We start from the raw sequence: 19,084 nt of genomic DNA on the forward strand, positions 1-19,084 counted from the left end.
GCCAGGACGCCTGGCCATACCCGTTTAATCCGGGTAGCCGAAGCTCCCAGTGCTGTGCTAGGCCCTCGGCCTCCTCGCGGAGATGGGGCTCTTTACAGTCGACTGAGGCGACAGGGAGAGCGATAAGGAGCTACCCCTGCTTGTTCTTCGGGTGTCTCTTGAGGCAGATCTTTGTGTCTGCGGTGGGTGGTGTTTTGTGGCGCCCCCGGTCCACGCTATGTCGCCGAACTGGCGACGTATAGATTAGTGAGTGCGAGCAGCCAGGGTGGCCTCTAATCCGTTCAAGTCGCCGAATTCCCTTCTATCGGCGTGGAGGCAGATCGACGATGAAGACAACGTGGTACACGAGTAGCTACAGCGGCGGTACGAATCACTGTGTGGCGTGCCGAATCGCCAATTCTCGCGTGCAGGTCCGCGATAGCAAATCCTCGTGGGCCGGTCATCTGACGTTTGACGCGCTTGAGTGGTCAGCGTTTGTGGCTGCTGCGACGGAAGGTGAGCTGTAGGAATCGCTCTCGCCTGAGGGCGGTGAGGCGTATCGCGCGAATCTTGGAGACACAACATGTGGAAGACCAGTAGCTTCAGTCACGGCAACGGTGACTGCGTCGAGGTCCGCATAGCGGACGCCGCTGATGTCCGGGATAGCAAGCACACAGACAGCGGGTATCTCTCCTTCCCTCGCCTCGAGTGGTCGGCCTTCTTGGCTGCTGCGGTGGAAGGGGAGCTCTAGGGTCTCCCCGCTACTGCTCTCGGGGCACGTCCCCGGGGGCAGTTTTTTGCGTTCGGGGCGTGCAGTGCTCGGCGAAGCACCGCACTATCACGCCTGTGATAATGTCCTCTGATGACGGATCAGGACGCGCGGTCCGCGCGGGAACGCATTGTCGACGCGGTGTTTCGACTGGTGGAACGGGGAGGTGTCGCCGAGGCGTCGCTGCGTAAGGTGGCGACGGAGTCCGGGATCAACATCGGCTCGGTGCGGCACTACTTCGGCAGTCACGAGGCGCTCTTGGTCGCCGCCGCCGAGGAGGTGGGGGCGCGGATGGAGCGCCGGCTGCTCGCCGGGGCCGCCGGTGGGGACACGAAATCGATGGCCGAGCGCCGGGCCCTGCTGGAACACGTCGCGGGCGCCCTGCTTCCCACCGGCCCGGAGGACCGTGGCGAGCTCATCGTGCTCGGGGAGTTCGTCACCGCGGCCCGGATCCACCCGGAGTTCCGCGCGCTCGCCGCGCGGATGGGGCGGGACATGCGGGACGTCGTGCGCGACGCCCTGGACCGGGCCCAAGTGCCAGACCTCGACCTGGAGACCGAACGCCTCGTCGCGTTGATCGACGGCCTCACGTTCGAGCTCGTCAACCCGCACGGGGCGAGGGAGTCCAGTGCGGATCCCGGATCCGTCATCCGACACCACGTCTCGACACTGCTCCCGGGCTGACCCCACGAGGAACCGGGGCCGAGCAAGAAAGAGGTGGCCCCTGTGCCCGGATGGCTGTTCGCGCTCGCCGCGGCGGCGCTCGTCTTCTACACCGATGACTACGTCATCGCCGGTGTTCTGCCCGAGGTCGCCGCCGACCTCGGCGTGAGCGAGGCCGCGGCAGGACAGCTGGTGACCGCCTTCTCGGTCACCGTCGCGATTGCCGCCCCCGTCGCCGCCGTGACATTGGCGCGCGTCGGCCGCCGCGGGCTGCTCACGGGCGCCGCGTTGGTGTTCGTCGTCGCCAACGCGCTCGCCGCCGCCACGCCGAACTACGAGATCCTGCTGGGGCTGCGGATCCTGGCCGCGTTGGCCGCTGCCGCCGCCACACCCACGCTGTTCGCCACGGCCGCGCAACTCTCCCCGCCGGAACGGATCGGACGGTCGGTGGCGACCGTGGCCTTCGGGGTGACGGGAGCGGTCGCCGTCGGAGTCCCCGTCGGGACCTGGATCGGCGCCGGACTCGGCTGGCGGGCGACGTTCGGTTTCATGGCCCTGGCCGGGATCGCGGTCGCGGTGGGCTTTCTTCGCCTGCTGCCGCGCACCTCGGGGACGGTGGACGTGCCGCCCTTGGGAGAACAGTTCGCGATCCTGGTGCGTCCCGCGATCTCCCTCGGCCTGACCGCGAACCTGGTCCTGATGTTCGGCTCGATGATGATGTTGACCTACCTGGCACCCCTGGTCACCGACCTCGCGGCCGTAGGGCCCGAACTGCGGGGCGGGCTGTTCGCCCTCTCCGGGGTCGCCGGAATGGTGGGGATCTGGGCCAGCGGACGGGTCGTGGACCGCTGGGGAGCCGACCGCACACTGCTCATCGGCGTGGGCGCGTTCGTGGCGAGCATGGCGACCATCGCGGCACTGTGGCCCCTGCGCCCGATCCCCGTCCTCGTGCTGGTCCTCGTCTCACTGGTGTGGTCGGGTTCGGCGTTCTGGAACTCACCCGCCGTTCAGGCCCGGCTGCACCTGCTGGCGGGACCGGTGTCGGCGCAGGCGTTGGCGTTGAACACCTCCGGCACCTACCTCGGGGTCGCGGTTGGGGGTGCTGTAGGCGGCGTCGTCCTGACGGTGACGGGCCCCGGAGGCCTGCCGATCGTCGCCGGCGCCGCGGGAGTCCTGGCCGCCGGCCTGTTCGCACTCGCGGCGGCCGTGGCACCGGCCCGCGTCGAGAACGCGGCGGCGCCCGAGACTGGTTGACGGTTGTCCCGCCCGACGCCAGCACCCCGTCGCTCGGCGTCAGTCGGAGGCGATCTCCATCCCGTCCTGGCGCGCGTCGCGGGCATCCAGGTGCTGGGTGATGCGTTCGTGAGCGGCGCTGTAGGCCTCCTCCTGCTCGGGGGTCAGGTCGGATCCCGACAACGCCGACGCGAGGTCGACGACACGCACCTCCGGCTCGATGTCCACCCACGTGGGCACCATGGTCAATCCCTCGGTGCTCCACTCCCCCGCGTCGTCCTCCACGAAGGTCACCTCGGTCATGGCGCCCTCACGTTTGGGGGCGTCCGGCTCGGAGTGGCGGGCGAGCTGGTTGCCCATCCCGTAGACGACCCACTCGTCGTCGAACCGTTCGACCGGCTGCACGACGTGGGCGTGGTGGCCGAGAACGACGTCGACGTCGGGTGAGGAGATCAGCGGTTCGGCGAGCCCCTCCTGGTAGGAGTCAACGTCGTGGGAGTACTCGGTCCCCCAGTGCATGGACAGCACGACGATGTCGGCGCCCTCCTCCCGCGCGGTGCTGGCCTCGGCGAGGATCGCCTCCTGGTCGATCAGGTTGGCCATCCAGTCCTTGCCCGGAGGTGTGCTGATGCCGTTGAAGCTGTAGCTGTAGGACAGGTGCGCCACCGACACGGGATCACCCTCGTCGAGCTCCACCTCGTAGGTGGTGGGGGTCGTGGCCTCCTCCTCGGTCCGCGCGCTGCCCGCGGCGCCCAGCCCCTGCTCCTCCAGGGCGTCCAGGGTGCGAACCACACCGTCCTCCCCCTTGTCGAGCGTGTGGTTGGAGGCGGTCGAGCACCCGTCGTACCCCGCGCTCGCGGCCCCGGCCACGACCTGGGGCGGGCCCTCGAACACCGGGTAGCCGGCGAAGGGGCCCTCCGGTTCGGCCAGCGGGGTCTCCAGATGGCACAGCGCGAGGTCGGCCGCTGACACCCGCGGGGCGATCCCCGCGAAGATCTCCGAGAAGTCGAGGTCGTCGTCGCCGTCCTCCTCGGCCTGCTCCCACACCGGGGGGTGGATGAGCAGGTCGCCACCACCGACCAGGGTCAGCGTCCGGGGTTCGTCCGGGCTCGACTGGGATTCCTCCTCCTGGTCGGCGGGAGGCTCGGCGGAGTCGCTGGCGGGTGAGTCGTCGAGGACCACCAGGTACGTCGCTCCGGCGGCGAGCACCACCGCGCCGCCGACGGCGACGAGTCGGGGCCAGGTGAACCGGGTGCGGGGATGAGTGTCAGACACGGGGCCAGGCTAGCGAGACGCGGGCACCCCGCGCCCACTTTTCGCGGACCCGCGCCATTGTGTCGCCACTCCCCCAATCGAACAACGCGTTATACCCAGCGGTCGGCCAATTCCCGGTTAGAATTGGCGCCCGGTTGTTGGCCCACCGCGCCCCTCCCGAATCATTCCACCAATTCGGACACGTCGACCGTGGCCGGAATGTGGCGACAACGCGAATTTTCCGGGGAAACGGATCGCCGTCTTGCCGTACCGATGTGTCCCGATTCATGCTTGAAGTCCCGCACCGAAGAACCGAGGAGTCCTATGCTGCGAAAGGCGTCCATCCCGGCCGGAACGATCGCGCTCAGCGGTGTTCTCGTCAGCTCCTTCGCATCCCCCGCCTTCGCCGATTCCCCCGCGGACCAGGGCACCGAGCAACTCACGCGCTGGGTCGCCATGGGCGACTCGTTCCAGTCCGGAGTCGGCGCGGGTGAGTACGACGAGGAAAGCGGCGACTGTCAACGATCCCCGCTGTCACACGTTCGGCTGCTGAACAGCGACGGCACAATTCCGGGGGAACTCGACTTCGTCGCGTGCAGCGGAGCCCGAATCGACGATTTGTACGCCGGCCGCCATGGGGAGGCTCCGCAACTGGACGCCCTCGACGGCGACGGAGCGAACGTCTCCCACGTGTCGGTGGGGATCGGGGGCAACGATCTCGATTTCGCCGACAACCTCCGTGACTGCATCGTCTACGGATGGCCGTGGGCGTCCTGTGAGTCGCGGTTCGACGAGAACGTGGACGCGGCGTTCCAGGAACTCCTCGACCAGGACGCCAACGGCCTCAACTCCTTCCAGCGGCTCTACACCGACATCCGCACGGCGACCGGCGAGGGCGACACCCAGCTCCTCGCCGTCACCTACCCCAAGTTCTTCCCCGTGGACGGCGGCTCGGACTGGACCAGCATCCCGACACAGTCGCGCTGTCAGGGAATCCGTGTGAGCGACCAGCTATGGATCAACAACTGGGTCAACCGGTTGAACACGGCGGTGAGCGAGTCCGCCGAGAGCGTCGGAGCGGTGCCGCTGGACCTGTACCAGGCGTCCGACGGGCACGAACTGTGCAATTCCGACGGCAACGACCCCTACCTCAACGGGATCCAACTCAACTCCGACGCCTTCCACCCCACCGAGTTCGGGTACGCCCGGAACGCCGAGGCGATCAGTGCCCAACTGGCTTCGGTGACCCCACAGCCGGTGCCGCTGCGCGCGGCGCCCGTCGCCGCACTGCCGGAGCCGCCCACCGCGGCCGTGGACCACACGCAGGACGGCGCCCAGGTCACCTTCGACGGGTCGGGGTCAGTACCTGGTGACGGCGACATCGTCTCCTACTTGTGGGAGTTCGACGACGGACAGCTCGTGGAGGGTGCCGAGGTCGAGCACACCTACGAGCCCGGAACGTACTACGTCACCCTGACCGTGATCGACAGCTTCGAGGAGATGGGCTTCTCGGAGCCGGTCAAGGTCGTCGTCGAGTAGGGAGGGCACCCGCGACCATGGTGAATCCGCGCCACCGTGTCGACGGCGTCGCCGCCGGTGTGCTCGCCGTCGTGGGGGCCGCGAGCTACCTCCAGGCGACCACGTTGGCGCGGAGTATCGCCCTCTGGGACGTCGGACTGGAACACCAGCGCCTCGAGAGCGCCACGATGCCGCTCCTGGGGACCGGTGCGGCGTTCCTCGCCGCCGCGATGGTGCTGCTCTGGCGCCGTAAACCCCGGGCCGCCGGCTGCGTGGCCCCGGCGGCGCTGCTTCCGCCCGCCCTCGCCCTGGCCCAGGTGAGCGCGGGCGCCACCTTCCTGGTCAGTCTGGCGACGGTGTCACTGGCGGTCGGCGGCGCCGCTGGAGCGGTCCTCGCTCCGGGACGCCCGGCCCGACGGACCTCCCGTGAGGAGGAGAGGTCGTGATCTACCTGATCCCCTTGATGGTCGTGATCGCGGTCGCCGCGTTCCTCTGGACCGTGCGCGAGGGACGCTCCAGCGTGTGGCGTGACCGGGACTAGATCGGCCTCTCTCTCGGTCAGGGGCCGAACCCGAAGGCCTGCTCCTCCTGGAAGTCCGACAGCTCCATCACCTGGTGCACATGGTGCACGCCCGGAGCGAGGTCCGTCGCCCGCTCCACCGCCTCCACCGTGACGATGCCCGTGGCCCGCGACTGATCCCTCCCCCACGCCCAGCGGGCGGACCCGTCGTCGGCTCGCGCCATGACGACCCAACGATCCGACCCGGGAGGGTGGACGCCGTCCGGAATCCGCAGGCGGGACGCGCCGGGGATCCGGGTCAGCACGCGCAGGGCGGCCGTCGCCACGCGGGAGTCCAGTCCGAAGTAGGTGCGAACGGGGAGCCCCAGGTCACGGGTGAGCGCGTGTTGGTCGGAGAAGTCCGTCCGCACCAGTTGGCGGCGGCCCAGCGACGGGATGTCGAAGCGGGTCCCGTGGGTGAAGTTGCGCACGTGGGCCCCACTGGCCGGATCGGCGAAGCTGGCTCCCAGGAGACCGAGTGACCACGCGGTGGCCGCCCGCCCGTGTTCGTCCCCCGCGCCGAGGACGATGGCGATGTCGATGCTTCGACGGTCCGACCCGCCGGCAGCCAGGTCCGTGGCGAGCAGGTTGGTCAGCCCGGGGGCGAGGCCCACGCTGACGAGGACCGGAGCGTGGTGCGAGACGCGCTCGACGGCCGCGACGTAGTCCGAGGTCGCGGTGGCGTCGACGAAGGCGACTCCCTGGTCCGTCGCCGTGACCGCGAGAGCCGGATTCTCCATACCCGAGGCGTTGGCCACGAGGTCGAAGTCGCGGATCACGTCGCGATACGTAGTACGTGGTCCGCGTAGGTCGAGTTCGATGTCGGCGCGGCTCGCGTCGCGGCCGGCGCTGGACACGTCGTGGCCACGCGCGCGCAGTCCTTCGACGACGTGCGCGCCGACGGCGCCGTACCCCCCGAGAACGAGGACTTTCACCGTCGGGTCCCCTCACGTGTGGCGGCGGTCCGCACGTGTTCGGGTGACCCGGGGAGCCGCCGTCGAGCCGCCGCGCATCTATTTGTAGTCATACTCCAAAAATGTATTGGGAGTGGCGCTATAGTCAAGTCATGAGCGCAGGAGAACCGAGCGAAGGGAACGGCTCCAGGCAACGCGAAGACGGCCGAACCGCCCGCTCCCGGGCCACCCGGACGCGGATCGCACGGGCCGCCGGCGCGCTGTTCGTGACGTCCGGCTACGCCGAGACCAGCGTCCAGACCGTCGCCGAGCACGCGGGTGTCGGAACGCAGACGGTGTACTACACGTTCGGAACCAAGGCGGCCGTACTCACGGCGGCCCTGGACCTGGCCGTGGCCGGGGACGACGAACCCGTGCCGACACTGGACCGTGCCTGGGTGGTCGAGGCGTTGTCGGTGCCGGACGCCGGGGAACAGATCAGGCGTCAGGCCGCGGGGACCGCGGACGTGTTCGCGCGCGTCGCTCCCTTGCTCAGCGTGGTGCGAGGTGCGGCCCACGACGACGCCGAGATCGCCGGAGTGTGGCGAACCAACGTGCACCAGCGCCTCACGGTGCAACGCGCCTTCGCCGACGCGCTCGACGCCAAGGGAGCACTACGCCCGGGAATGAGCGTCGACACCGCCGCCGAGACATCCCTCGCCCTGCTCGGACCGGAGATCTACACACTGTTCACCGGGGAACTCGGTTGGTCGCCGCAGCGGTGGGTCGAGTGGGCGACCGACGGGTTGCGCCGTCACCTGACGACGCTGGAGTCGGAGCCGTCGGCGCTGCACGACGCCGGTGGCCGGTGAGTCGCGAACCGGACACGCTCGGAGTCCACGGTCGGGGCTCACGCCGGCACGGGGCGGGGCGGAGGCCGCCGGCATTGACGCGTCGCCGGGGCTATTACCTCACGGGTAATCGACGAGGTGACCATCGGTGCGGGACGCTCGGGCGCACATGACGTCCTGAGTGAGAGGAGGCCGCGATGGCCTCGAGTACTTCCCCGTCCACGACCGACCGCACCCGGCCGCTGCGCGTGTGGCTGGGGGTGGACGCCACGACCTGCGCCGTCCCTGGAATCCTGGTCGTGGCGGGAGCGCCCCTGGTCGCACCCGTGTTGGGGTACCCAGCGGCGTTCCTGGTCCCGGTGGGGTGCGTCCTGATCGCCTGCGGAGTCCTCTTCGGGCTGCTCGCCTCGGGGCGCGGCCTCACCACGAAAGCGGTGCGTGGTGTGATCGGCTTCAACGCCCTGTGGGTGGTGGCGAGCGTCGCCCTCGTGGTCTCAGGGGCGTTCGGGCCCACCACGGTCGGTGTGGTGGTCATGATCGCCCAGGCGGTCGGAGTCGCCGGCATCGCCGCCTGCCAGGCGATGACGCTGCGCACCGCCACCCCCAGTCTGGCGTCCTGATTCCCCCGGGGCCGTGGGGTGCCGCGGCCGCACGCTCCCGGACCCATAGCGAGAGGATGGCCACGTGACGCTCACCTTGGGCCGCGACACAGCGGGCGAACTGCTGCGGCTGTGGCGCACCCGCCGCAGACTCAGCCAACTCGAGCTCTCCCTGCGGGCCGACACCTCCACCCGGCACCTGAGCTTCGTGGAGACGGGCCGCTCCCAGCCCAGTCGGGAGATGGTGTTGCGGCTCTGCGACGTCCTCGACGTCCCGCTTCGGGAACGCAACCACGTCCTTCTCGCGGGCGGATACGCGCCCGTCTTCGCCGAACGCTCCCTGGGCGAGACCTCCATGGGGCCGGCCCGGGACGCGGTCCGACGAATCCTGACCGGACACGACCCCTATCCGGCCATCGTCGTCGACCGCAACTGGACGCTCCTCGACGCCAACGCGAGCGCGTCCGTATTGCTCCAAGGGGTCGACGCGGACCTGCTCGAGGGTGAGGTCAACGTGTTGCGGGTCAGCCTGCACCCCCGAGGCCTGGCACCCAACATCGTCAACCTCCCCGAATGGCGGTCCCACCTGCTGCATCGCCTACGCCACCAAGCGGACTGGAGCGGCGACCCCCAGACAGTCGCCCTCCACGCCGAGCTCCTCGACTATCCCGGAGGCGAGGCCCTCCCCACCTCCGGGGACGCCCCCTGGATCGCCGTCCCTCTGCGGCTACGGTTCGGCGACACCGAACTCTCCTTCATCACCACAGTGGCGACATTCGGTACGCCGCTGGACGTCACGATCTCCGAGCTCGCGATCGAGTCCTTCTTCCCCGCGGACGACGCGACCGCGCGACTCCTCCCCCAACTGGTGTGAGATCGGGGGTCCTCCCTGGTGGGTACTACCGTGGGGGATGATCGGTACGAATCGATCCCGGATGTGGCATGGAGGACCGAATGGCCCAGCGAGGTGCACGCACGTCGCGATCGACCTGTTCCGGACTGGTCGTGCACACCGAACGACTCACACCGCACATGCACCGCGTGGTCCTCGGCGGTCCGGGACTCGACGACTTCACCGCCGGTGAGTACACCGACCACTACGTCAAGCTGCTATTCCCCCACCCCGATGTCACCTATCCCGAGCCGTTCGACATGGCGGGGATCCGCCAGACGTTCCCCCGCGACCAGTGGCCGGTGACGCGGACCTACACGGTCCGCGCCTGGGATCCCGTCGCGCGGGAGTTGACCATCGACTTCGTGATCCACGGGGACCGCGGGATCGCTGGGCCGTGGGCCGTCAACGCCCGCGTCGGCGACGAGATCCACCTGTTGGGGCCTGGCGGCGCCTACACACCGGACCCGGAGGCGGACCGTCACCTGCTCGCCGGCGACGAGAGTGCCCTCCCGGCGATCGCCGCGGCGGTGGAGCGGATGCCCGCCGGCGCGGAGTTCCACGCGCTGGTCGAGGTGCCCTCTCCCGAGGAGGAACAGAAGGTGGCCTCGCCGGACGGACGTGGCGTGGTGTGGCTCCACCGTGGCGACCGCCGTGTCGGGGAACTGCTCGTCGACGCCGTGCGTGGGCTCGCCCTGCCCAACGACGACATCCACGCCTTCGTCCACGGCGAGGCCGGCTTCGTCAAGGAGCTGCGCCGCCACCTGCGCATCGAACGGGAGATCCCCCGCGAACGCCTGTCCGTCTCCGGCTACTGGCGGTTGGGACACGACGAGGACGCGTGGCAGTCGTCGAAGACGGAGTGGAACGCGGCGGTCGAGGCCGAGCAGGAGGCCTGAGAGTACCGTCCCGGAGTTGACGCCCACGAGCCGACGGCGCCGCCGGAGGCCACGACACGACTGAGGTGACCGTGATGGGACAACGGGAGAACCAGATCGACCGCGTGCACCGCGTGGTGGGACGCGCCACCGTCGACGGTGGGCCAGGCTACGTCGTCACGCTCGACCAGACGTACGAAACCGACGTCGCGGACCTGTGGGACGCCTGCACCACGGCCGAACGGCTCTCCCGCTGGCTCGGACCAGTGACCGGAGAGCTCACGCTCGGGCGGCGGTACCAGATCCAGGACAACGCCGGGGGAACGATCCAACGCTGCGAGCGTCCGAGAGAACTCGCGCTCACCTGGGAGTTCGACGGTGAGGCCACCCTCCTCGAGGTCCGGCTGACGCCGGAGGGCACGGATCTGGCGCGGTTGGAGCTGCGACACCACGCACCCGACAACGAGTTCTGGCGTCGCTACGGTCCCGGGGCCACCGGTACGGGGTGGGAGTACGCCTTGTTCGTGCTCGCGGGGTACATCGAAGGATGGGGCGACGACATGGCGGCGGAGGAGGCCTGGTTCTCATCGCCGGAAGGGCAGCGTTTCACCGCCGATTCCAGCCAGCGGTGGGCGGACGCGGCGACCACCGCCGGCGAGGACCCGGCTCTCGCCACGCTTCGTGCCCGGCGCGTCACCGCGTTCTTCACCGGCCAGCCGGAACCGGAGTAGGCCCGGAACCCAGGTGATAGGGCCCGGTGGTGGGCCGCTGGCTGTTCGCGGCCGGCGACGGCGTCCTCAGGCGTAGACTGTCGTCCTGATCACGAGTTGAGGGAGGTGAGTCCGATTTCGTCAGCAGGAGGTCGAGGGCACTCACCACACCCGAACGTGGCTGTCGCGGCGTAGCGGGACGCCGCCGAGTGCCCTCCACGCTGGAAGGCATTCACCATGATCCCACTCAACGTCTCCCAGACCGAGGTCATCGACCGGCTACGCGGAGCCGGATGCGTCTTCGCCGAGGACGAGACGTCGATCCTCGTCTCCTCCGCTCGCGACGCCGCCGAGCTCCTTGAGATGGTGCGGCTGCGGGAACGCGGGCGCCCCCTGGAACACGTGGTGGGGTGGGCCGAGTTCCACGGGATCCGCGTGCTCGTCGACCCGGGGGTCTTCGTGCCCCGCCGCCGCACCGAGTTCCTCGTCGATCGAGCTGTCGCGCTCACGGGCGACGACGCCGTCGTCGTGGACCTCTGCTGTGGATCCGGGGCAATCGGCCTCGCGGTCGCGGCGCTCCGTCACGGCGTCGACCTGCACCTCAGTGACGTGGAACCGGCCGCGGTGCGCTGTGCCCAGCGCAACGCCACTCCGGCCGGCGCAGCGGTCCACCAGGGGGACCTCTTCGAGGCTCTGCCGTCGGACCTGCGAGGAGGAGTCGACGTCCTGTTGGCCAACGTGCCCTACGTGCCGTCGGCGGAGATCGAGTTCCTGCCGCGGGAGGCACGCGGGCACGAACCCGTCCTCACCCTGGACGGCGGGGGCCACGGCCTCGACGTCCTGCGCCGTGTCGCCGCCACGGCACTCGAGTGGCTCGCCCCGCATGGACACCTCTTCGTGGAGGTCAGTGAGAACCAGGCCAGGCCAGCAAGGGCGATCGCCCACGCGGAGGGCATGCGCGCGTGGACGGTGACGTGCCAGGAGCTGGGGGCCACCGTGCTCATCGCCACCCCGCCGGCCTGACCGGCGAGCAGCCTGTTGCCGTCGGCTGACGGGAACGGGTGACCTCCTCGGGACACCGATCGCGACGTTGGGGGTGGGCGCCGCGAGGGTTAGCGTCCTCCGCCCCCGCCACCACCACCGCCGGCGCCGCCACCTCCCCCACCGCTGAACCCGCCACCTCCACCGCCGCTGAATCCTCCTCCGTGGTAGCCATGGTGACTGGACCCACGGTTGATGCCGGTGGACCCACCTCGCCTCCTGCGATTGCGGACGAGCCCAAGGCCGACCATGACGAAGACCGCGACCACGAACCACGTCTGGGAATCGCGGTACCAGGGTCTGTCCTGCCCGTCCGCGTACGCCGTGCCGCCGGTCTGGGACTCCGGATGCTCGGACGACACGGCCGGCGGTTCGTCCAGCTCCAGGTCCTCGGCGGGAAACGTGAGATCGACGCTCATCGCGTCTCCCGGAACGATGGTGTCGTGCGTGGCGGTGACGGTCCCACCGTCGGAGGACACGCGATCGCAGGGCGTTGTCACTCCCCGTTCGCCCGCGTAGCAGTTCGTGGCGTTCGGAGCGTGAGGCAGCGTCACCGTAGTATTCACGTCGCGCACGGGGATCGCCCAGCCGCCGCCGACAACGTCGAGGAACAGACGGGCGTCGCCGTTCGGGGTGGCGACGAGCAGCGAACGGTACTCATAGGTGATCTCGTACGTCGGTGTCCCCGCCATCCCCTCCTCGCCGATCTCGATCTCGGTCTCGGAGGGCCCCGTGTCAATTTCGGATCTCTCACCTGCCGCGTCCGTCACCTGAACGTTCGCCAGTCCGAGGTCCCGCTCGGCGGAGCCGGCGATGCTCGCGTGGTGCGGAAGGGAACGGAGGACCGACGCGTGATCGTCACCGAACGCGTAGGTGAGTCGCTCGGTGACTCGCACCGTGCCCTCCTCGTCAACCGCGACGTCGACCTCGAACGCCGTCACCGCCCGTTCCCCCTCAGCGTCCGCCAGAGCGGGCGTTGGGAGGAGGAGCGCGGTGGCGAAGCCGCCAGCGAGAGCCATCAATAGGCGACGCACGCGCCAGAGACCGTTGGTGCTACCACCGCGCGGGAGATCCATGGCCGTTGGACGGCCGACTCCGCGAATTGGTTCCCGATCCCGCTGGCGACGGGCGTGCGCGTGGTTCGCCCGCCGCCAGCGGGATGTGAACGCCCCTTGGGGTGAAGCTGTCACGTCAGCGACCTCGCCCGCCTCCGCCGCCGCGTCCCGCTCCGCCTCGCCCGCCTCCCCCGCTCGATCGTCCGCCGCCGGAACGTCCTCCGCCGCCACGGCTGGAGCCCCCGCCCCCTCTGGAGCTTCTCCCGCCACCGAAGGATCGCCCGGAGTTCCAGGTCGGGTTGTACCCACTGCCGCCGCCGGAGTCCTCGTCGTCGCGGTCACTGTTGCGAACGCTCACGGCGATCAGCACGATGAAGACGGCGACGACGAGGAGCATTACGAACCCGGGGTCGCTGAACAACGAAGAGGATCCATCGTCATCGTCGTCGTCTTCAGCGCTTGAGGTCGTGGGGAGTTGGGTCGGCACGGAGGGCGTGTGGCGACCGGCTGGGTCGGAGCGCGTCGAGGAGGCCAACTCGATGTCCCCCTTGGGGAACACCACGTCGATGCTCATCGCCTGGTGGGGGGCGACGGTCCCCTCCGCGGCGGTCGTCGTCTCGCCGTCGGAGGAGACGTCGTCGCAGGGGTTGGTGGATCCCACCCTTCCGGCGTAACAGTCCTCGGACCGCGGTTCATCGGGAAGCGTCACCGAGACGTCGACATCGTGAACGGGGATCTCCATCCCCTCCCCGACGATGTCGAGGAAGAGGCGGGCGTCGTTCGATCCGTCGGCGACGAGCAGCGACCCGTACTCGTAGGAGATCTCGAACGTGGGTGTCCCCGTCATTCCCTCCTCACCGATCTCGATCTCGGTCTCGTTGGCCAGACGGTCGACTTCGTACTCCTCGCCCGCGGCGTCGGTCACCTCGACGTCGGACAACTCCAAATCCTGGGTGGCGCCACCGTCGATGCTCGATCGGTGTGGGAGTACGCGCAGGACCGACGCGTCGTCGTCCCCGAAGGTGTAGCTGAGTCTCTCGGTGACGCGCACCGTGCCGTCGTCGTCGACGTCCACGTCCACTTCGAACGCGGTTATCGCTCGTTCCTCGTCGGCGTGGGCGGGTGCCATCGGGAGAAGGGCCATCAGGGGGAGGGCGGCGAGAGGCAGCGATCGCGGCCAGCGCCGGAGGGGATGAAGTCGGATCATGCCCGGAGGGACGGGTCGTCCCCGAGGGAGGTTGCGCCCAGGACCGTGGTGGGCCGGATCCGGTCAGATGTGCCGTGCCCTCTTCTCAGACCAGTCCGACTCTGCGCATGAGGAGGACGGTTTTGTAGCGGCGTCCCCACGCGACGAACACGAACAGGGCGAAGAGTATGACGGGCGTGTACCAGAACCCCGACTGGATCACGGTGACCTCGTAGATGAACGCGCCCACCATCAGGCCGGCGAGGGCGAGCGCCGCGACCCCGCTCAGGATCGGGATCACCAGTGCGATGGCACCGGCCAGCTCGAGCACGCCGATCAGGTACATGAACCAGTCGCCGTAGCCGATCGCGTCGAAGGTGACGCGGGCGGACTCGTGGCCGGTCAGCTTCGGGAACGCGCTCGCCACCGCGAAGAACACCGCGAGCAGAATCTGCAGGATCCACAGGATGACGTTCAGGGCCCGCCCCGGCCCTTGGGGCATGTAGTCGGACGCGTTACGAGCAGGCATGTGCCCTCCCTGAGCAGGGATGATCCTGTTGGCAGTCGTGACCACCAATGAGCCGTCCTACGCACCGGTGTCGGGAAAGAACGTTCGATGATTTCGGAGCGTGCGCCCCGTCGATCCACTTGACTTCAAGTCCGCATGAGGTCGTAGCGTCGATCGCGTCGTGCGGCGAACGTAGGTCGCCTCTGCCGGGTACGGGGAAGGACACCAGCGTGGACATCGAGCTGTTCAACGACGCCTATCGAGGTCGGCCGCCTTGGCAGACCGGGAAGCCACAGCCGGAGATCGTGCGCCTGGCCGAGCGAGGGGGATTCTCGGGCCGGGTGCTGGACGTCGGGTGCGGGAGTGGGGAGAACAGTCTGTACCTGTCCTCGCTCGGCTACCCCGTCGTGGGTGTCGACGGGTCGGAGAACGCGATCGAGCAGGCGCGCGCGTCCGCCGAGAGCGCCGGCGCACCGGTGGAGTTCCTGGTGGCCGACGCGCATGACCTGGCGTCGCTGGGGCGCACCTTCGACACCGTCCTCGATTCGGCGTTCCTGCACATCTTCGGTGATCCGGCGGAGAGGCGACGTGCCTACACCGACCAGGTCGCCGCGATCCTCGCGCCTGGTGGGTGGATGCGCCTACTCGAGATCAGCGAGCGGATCGAGGAGCATCCGACCATGACCCGTCCGGACATCGCCGCGTCCTTCGGCTACGAGTGGACAACGATCACGATCGAGGAGGCCACCTACGCGGTGACCTCCGGCGACGTTCCCGCGTGGCTCGCCGGCGCCAAGCGACGTTGACGCCGACGTGCGCCAATGCCTCAAGACCCTGATGGGGGACGCTCCACGGCCGCCGACAGGCGGGGCGCCTCGCTGTCCACCCAGGCCTCGGCGCGGGGCATCCGCACGTTGACGCCCTCGTCCCAGAGACGACGAAACACCGGGTCCACCTCGGCCGCGGCGCGGGCGGTGCGATGGAAGCGCGCCACCATCCGACGCACGAGGGGGATGAGCCGCGACCGTTGGTCCCCGGTCATCCCGTAGGCGTCGGCGAACACCGCCACGCGCTCCACCGCGTCCAAGTCCCGAAACCCCGCCGGACGGTCGCGGGGATCCCACAGCGGCACCCACCAGTACATCGCGTTGGCGATGTCGTACAGACGGGTCGTGGGCGCCGCCAGATCGAAGTCGATCAGCGCGGTGGGGACTCCGTCGCGGAACACCACGTTGCCCGGGCAGTAGTCGCGGTGGGTGACGAGCTCGGGCGGGCCGTCGATGGGCGGTTGGGGCGCCCCGCTCCTCCCCGGCATCGAAAACCAGACGGCGTCGGCGGGAGGAGACCATCCCCACGACGCGTCGTGCAGCCGCCGGATGAGGTGGGCGAGTGCGACGAGGACCTCCGGTCCGCGGACCGCGGCGGGGAGGGGCTCGCGTGGCACCTCGCCGGGGACGAACGAAAGAACCTCCCGGTCGTGGTCGTCGAACCCCAGGGGCGTGGGAGCGTCGGTGAACCCCGACGCCTGTAGGTGGGCGAGGTAGGACTGGACGGTCGCCGTGAACGGTCGACGGGGACGACGCACCGTGTCACCGACGCGCACTATCCCCGGGGTCACCCCGTCACCGACGAGTGGTTCCCCCTCGGCGCTGTTCTCGGTGGACTCGCGGCGCATACGTCTCCCCCACGTAGACGAAAGGGCGCTGACACCAGTGTGCGGTGTCAGCGCCCGATCCGCGGTCTCGGTTACCGGCGTTCGCGTCGGCCTCCGCCGCCCGACGCGCGCGAGTCACGACGCACGGTCGGCTTGCGACCCTTGATCGTCGTGCCCTGGAGCGAGCTGATCACGTGGTCGGCGGCCCCACTGGGCACCTCGACCAGGGAGAACCGGTCAGCGATGTCGATCGCACCGATGTCGCGACCGTTGAGGCCGGCCTCACCGGCGATGGCGCCCACGAGGTCCTGCGGACGGATCCGGGAGGAACGGCCGACACCGATGAACAACCGGGTCTGTCCCGCGGCCGGGGCGCCCGACGAGCGGCGCTCCCCACGTGGCCCGCCGCCGCGCTCGCCGCGTTCGCCACGCTCCCCGCGACGTCCACGGGTGTCCTTCGGCGGCTTCAGCGACGCCTCAGGAATCTCCTCGTCCGGCGCGCCACCCGTCGCGGCCTCCTGGGCCATCCGCAGGGCGGTCGCGGCCACGTCGACGAGGTCGTGTTCCTCGCCCAGGGCGCGGGCGACCTCGCGCAGGTCCTCGGGCGTGTCCACGGTCGAGGACATCCGCTGTGCGAGGGCGTCACGAAGACGGGCCGCGCGCAGGGCCTGGAGTTCGCTGACACTGGGGACCTGCTCCACCGGGATCGCGAACCCGGTGACGTGGCGGACCGTCTTCAGCAGCCGGTGTTCGCGCGGCTCCATCAGCGAGATGGCCACGCCCTCACGCCCCGCACGCCCCACTCGCCCGATGCGGTGGACGTAGGACTCCGGGGCACGCGGAACGCTGTAGTTGATCACGTGGGTCAGGTGGTCGATGTCCAGCCCGCGCGCCGCCACGTCGGTGGCGACCAGCAACCGCGCGGCGCCCGAACGCAACCGGTCCATGACCCGGTCCCGCTGCTCCTGGCTCATCCCGCCGTGCAGTTGCTCGGCGCGGTGGCCACGGGCCGTGGCGACCTCGGTCAGCCGGTCCACCTCTTCGCGGGTGCGGCAGAACACGATGGCGGCGGCGGGCGCCTCGACGTCGAGCAGCCGGCCCAGAACGGCCGGCTTGTAGCCCCGAGGAACCACGTAGGCGGTCTGGCGCACCCGGGGAGCTTCCCCCGGGTCGCGCTTCTCCGGCTCGATCATGATCCGCTGCGGGTTGGTCAGGTGCCGGTTGGCGATGTCCTCGATCCGCGCCGGCATGGTCGCGGAGAACAGGACGGTCTGCACGCCGTCCGGTGTCTCCTCGAGAATCGCCTCGATGTCCTCGGTGAAGCCCATGTCGAGCATCTCGTCGGCCTCGTCGAGCACCGTGATCTGCAGCGAGTTGAGGTGGAGGCTGCCGCGACGCAGGTGGTCCAGCGCGCGACCGGGGGTGGCGACGACGACGTCGACCCCACGCTCCAGGCTGCGTAGCTGACGGCCGATCGGGGTGCCCCCGTAGACCGGCAGTACGCGTACGCCGAGGGACTTGCCGTAGTCGTCGACGGCCTGGGAGACCTGGACCGCGAGTTCCCGGGTGGGCACGAGGATCAGGGCTATTGGCGCGCGGTCCGTCTGGTCGGTGCGAACCCGCTCCAGGACGGGCAGTGCGAACGCCGCGGTCTTGCCGGTGCCGGTCGCGGCCTGACCGAGAAGGTCGTGGCCGTCGACGAGCGGGGGAATCGCGGCGCGTTGGATCGGGGTGGGCTCGTCGTAGCCGAGCTCGGCCACGGCGTCGAGAAGTTCTGGGCGTAGGGGAAGGGCGTCGAAGCCGTTACGGGCTTCGGCGGTGGCCAGTGACATCCTGGTTTTCACTCTCCGTGCGGTGGTTGGTCGATCCCGATCGCGCGATCGGGAGACGCGGGCGGAGCCCGATCAACCTCCTGCTCACACGGCGCAAAGAAGAGGCCTGGCGGGTCCCGGTACACATGCCGGTCGCGCATCGCGGGGCGGGCGTCGTAGTGAGGGATACACCCCGACACACAGCCGGGACGACCCGTGCCGTCGTCCGCCCGCGCCGTGCGAGCGGTCCGCCGTAGAGCAATCCACCGTGACCGGCTTGGGGGACGTCATGTCCCCACGTGGTACAAGCGTAGGCGATTCCCGATTGTTCCGCGTGCGGGAGGTCGATTCCCACGGTCCCCGAATCGGTGTGGGCCACGGAGAATGGTCGGTATCGCCCCGCCGGGACGTCGCCGGAAGGCCAGGCGCACCCGGTCCTTCCCACGGCGCACCGCACTCACTCCCCAGGGTTCTTGACCAGGGAATACGGCGGTCCCACGAGGGTCGGGCCCGTGGAGGCCCCGCGCCGTGGGAGCCGCGCGGAGACGAGGAGCGAGCGTGTTTCGCGGGCGAGGTGAATCACGTCGGACCGGGACCGCGATCCGTGACTCCGCCCGGCGCGGCGCCGGACGGAACGGTGATTCCCGCCACTCCGGACGGACGAGCGAGCCAGGAACGCCTCCAGGTCAGGGCCTCCACCGCGCCCCGGTCGCCGTCAGTGACCGCGGAGCGGTTATCGTCGAAGGAGGCCACACCGGTCGTGGCCACACCAGCCCAGGATCCGCGAGGTCGCGAGCGCGTCAAGGACGCCGCGCTCATCGTCCGACCTCGCGTGCCCAGGGCAGCTCGACGTGCTGATCAACGCGTTCGAGTCCCCGTGTGACCAGTAATTGACGTCTCCAACGGCGGCGGCGCGACCAGTGACGAGAGATCCCCAACCGCTCGGAGGCAACCATGGCGAAACGCGGCACGCGTTTCGCGCGCGGTGGGTTGATCGACCTCGACACGGTGACACTCATCCCCTAGAGGAC

At 69.5% G+C, this 19,084-nt stretch carries 20 protein-coding genes; 13 read left to right on the plus strand and 7 right to left on the minus strand.

Annotated features, from left to right (window positions below; translation table 11 throughout):
* Positions 1 to 326: 326 nt before the first annotated feature.
* The 4 genes from J4H86_RS02505 (at position 327) to J4H86_RS02520 (ending at position 2,665) form a co-directional block, all read left to right on the plus strand.
* Complete coding sequence (locus tag J4H86_RS02505; protein WP_236541651.1) at positions 327 to 506, plus strand: DUF397 domain-containing protein; 180 nt, start codon at positions 327 to 329, stop codon at positions 504 to 506.
* Positions 507 to 562: 56 nt separating this feature from the next.
* Positions 563 to 730, plus strand: coding sequence for a DUF397 domain-containing protein (locus J4H86_RS02510; protein ID WP_236541652.1), 168 nt, complete (start codon positions 563 to 565; stop codon positions 728 to 730).
* 111 nt (positions 731 to 841) lie between these two features.
* On the plus strand, positions 842 to 1,432 hold the full coding sequence (locus tag J4H86_RS02515) for a TetR/AcrR family transcriptional regulator (protein ID WP_236541654.1): 591 nt from the start codon (positions 842 to 844) through the stop codon (positions 1,430 to 1,432).
* 42 nt (positions 1,433 to 1,474) lie between these two features.
* On the plus strand, positions 1,475 to 2,665 hold the full coding sequence (locus tag J4H86_RS02520) for an MFS transporter (RefSeq protein ID WP_236541656.1): 1,191 nt from the start codon (positions 1,475 to 1,477) through the stop codon (positions 2,663 to 2,665).
* Between the two features lie 39 nt (positions 2,666 to 2,704).
* On the opposite strand, the gene J4H86_RS02525 is transcribed toward J4H86_RS02520, so the two are convergent.
* Entirely contained in the window at positions 2,705 to 3,919 is a 1,215-nt protein-coding gene (locus J4H86_RS02525) for a CapA family protein (RefSeq protein WP_236541658.1), read from the minus strand.
* Positions 3,920 to 4,222: 303 nt separating this feature from the next.
* Here J4H86_RS02525 and J4H86_RS02530 point away from each other — a divergent pair, with 303 nt between their 5' ends.
* Positions 4,223 to 5,437 carry a PKD domain-containing protein gene (locus J4H86_RS02530; protein WP_236541660.1) on the plus strand — a complete coding sequence of 405 codons (1,215 nt, stop codon included), beginning with the start codon at positions 4,223 to 4,225 and terminating at the stop codon, positions 5,435 to 5,437.
* A gap of 17 nt (positions 5,438 to 5,454) precedes the next feature.
* Entirely contained in the window at positions 5,455 to 5,862 is a 408-nt protein-coding gene (locus J4H86_RS02535) for a hypothetical protein (protein WP_236541662.1), read from the plus strand.
* 112 nt (positions 5,863 to 5,974) lie between these two features.
* Here the strand turns inward: J4H86_RS02535 and J4H86_RS02540 are convergent, their stop codons facing one another.
* Entirely contained in the window at positions 5,975 to 6,910 is a 936-nt protein-coding gene (locus J4H86_RS02540) for a saccharopine dehydrogenase family protein (protein WP_236541663.1), read from the minus strand.
* 131 nt (positions 6,911 to 7,041) lie between these two features.
* On the opposite strand from J4H86_RS02540, the gene J4H86_RS02545 reads away from it, so the two are divergent.
* The 6 genes from J4H86_RS02545 (at position 7,042) to J4H86_RS02570 (ending at position 11,821) form a co-directional block, all read left to right on the plus strand.
* Positions 7,042 to 7,740: a TetR/AcrR family transcriptional regulator gene (locus tag J4H86_RS02545; protein WP_236541665.1), complete on the plus strand. Its 699-nt coding sequence runs from the start codon at positions 7,042 to 7,044 to the stop codon at positions 7,738 to 7,740.
* Positions 7,741 to 7,916: 176 nt separating this feature from the next.
* The gene (locus J4H86_RS02550; RefSeq protein ID WP_236541667.1) at positions 7,917 to 8,339 is read left to right on the plus strand and encodes a hypothetical protein; all 423 of its coding nucleotides are present in this window, start codon (positions 7,917 to 7,919) and stop codon (positions 8,337 to 8,339) included.
* A gap of 64 nt (positions 8,340 to 8,403) precedes the next feature.
* Entirely contained in the window at positions 8,404 to 9,192 is a 789-nt protein-coding gene (locus tag J4H86_RS02555; protein WP_236541669.1) for a helix-turn-helix domain-containing protein, read from the plus strand.
* Positions 9,193 to 9,272: 80 nt separating this feature from the next.
* Positions 9,273 to 10,109: a siderophore-interacting protein gene (locus J4H86_RS02560; RefSeq protein WP_236541671.1), complete on the plus strand. Its 837-nt coding sequence runs from the start codon at positions 9,273 to 9,275 to the stop codon at positions 10,107 to 10,109.
* A gap of 74 nt (positions 10,110 to 10,183) precedes the next feature.
* Positions 10,184 to 10,819 (plus strand): SRPBCC family protein, encoded by a 636-nt coding sequence (locus tag J4H86_RS02565; RefSeq protein ID WP_236541672.1) that lies wholly within the window; start codon positions 10,184 to 10,186, stop codon positions 10,817 to 10,819.
* Positions 10,820 to 11,035: 216 nt separating this feature from the next.
* A complete protein-coding gene (locus J4H86_RS02570; protein ID WP_236541674.1) occupies positions 11,036 to 11,821 on the plus strand; it encodes a putative protein N(5)-glutamine methyltransferase in 786 nt (261 codons plus the stop codon).
* A gap of 89 nt (positions 11,822 to 11,910) precedes the next feature.
* On the opposite strand, the gene J4H86_RS02575 is transcribed toward J4H86_RS02570, so the two are convergent.
* From J4H86_RS02575 to J4H86_RS02585, 3 genes are all read right to left on the minus strand, one after another.
* Positions 11,911 to 12,873, minus strand: coding sequence for a DUF2207 domain-containing protein (locus J4H86_RS02575; RefSeq protein WP_236541675.1), 963 nt, complete (start codon positions 12,871 to 12,873; stop codon positions 11,911 to 11,913).
* A gap of 157 nt (positions 12,874 to 13,030) precedes the next feature.
* Complete coding sequence (locus J4H86_RS02580) at positions 13,031 to 14,038, minus strand: DUF2207 domain-containing protein (RefSeq protein WP_236541677.1); 1,008 nt, start codon at positions 14,036 to 14,038, stop codon at positions 13,031 to 13,033.
* A 148-nt stretch (positions 14,039 to 14,186) separates the two neighbouring features.
* Complete coding sequence (locus J4H86_RS02585) at positions 14,187 to 14,609, minus strand: DoxX family protein (protein WP_236541679.1); 423 nt, start codon at positions 14,607 to 14,609, stop codon at positions 14,187 to 14,189.
* Between the two features lie 209 nt (positions 14,610 to 14,818).
* Here J4H86_RS02585 and J4H86_RS02590 point away from each other — a divergent pair, with 209 nt between their 5' ends.
* A complete protein-coding gene (locus J4H86_RS02590; RefSeq protein WP_236541681.1) occupies positions 14,819 to 15,394 on the plus strand; it encodes a class I SAM-dependent methyltransferase in 576 nt (191 codons plus the stop codon).
* 20 nt (positions 15,395 to 15,414) lie between these two features.
* Here J4H86_RS02590 and J4H86_RS02595 read toward each other — a convergent pair whose 3' ends face one another.
* Both J4H86_RS02595 and J4H86_RS02600 read right to left on the minus strand, forming a co-directional pair.
* The gene (locus tag J4H86_RS02595; protein WP_236541683.1) at positions 15,415 to 16,263 is read right to left on the minus strand and encodes a phosphotransferase enzyme family protein; all 849 of its coding nucleotides are present in this window, start codon (positions 16,261 to 16,263) and stop codon (positions 15,415 to 15,417) included.
* A gap of 71 nt (positions 16,264 to 16,334) precedes the next feature.
* Positions 16,335 to 18,074 (minus strand): DEAD/DEAH box helicase, encoded by a 1,740-nt coding sequence (locus J4H86_RS02600; RefSeq protein WP_236541685.1) that lies wholly within the window; start codon positions 18,072 to 18,074, stop codon positions 16,335 to 16,337.
* Between the last annotated feature and the right edge of the window lie 1,010 nt (positions 18,075 to 19,084).

The organism is Spiractinospora alimapuensis, assembly GCF_018437505.1.
GTDB lineage: Bacteria > Actinomycetota > Actinomycetes > Streptosporangiales > Streptosporangiaceae > Spiractinospora > Spiractinospora alimapuensis.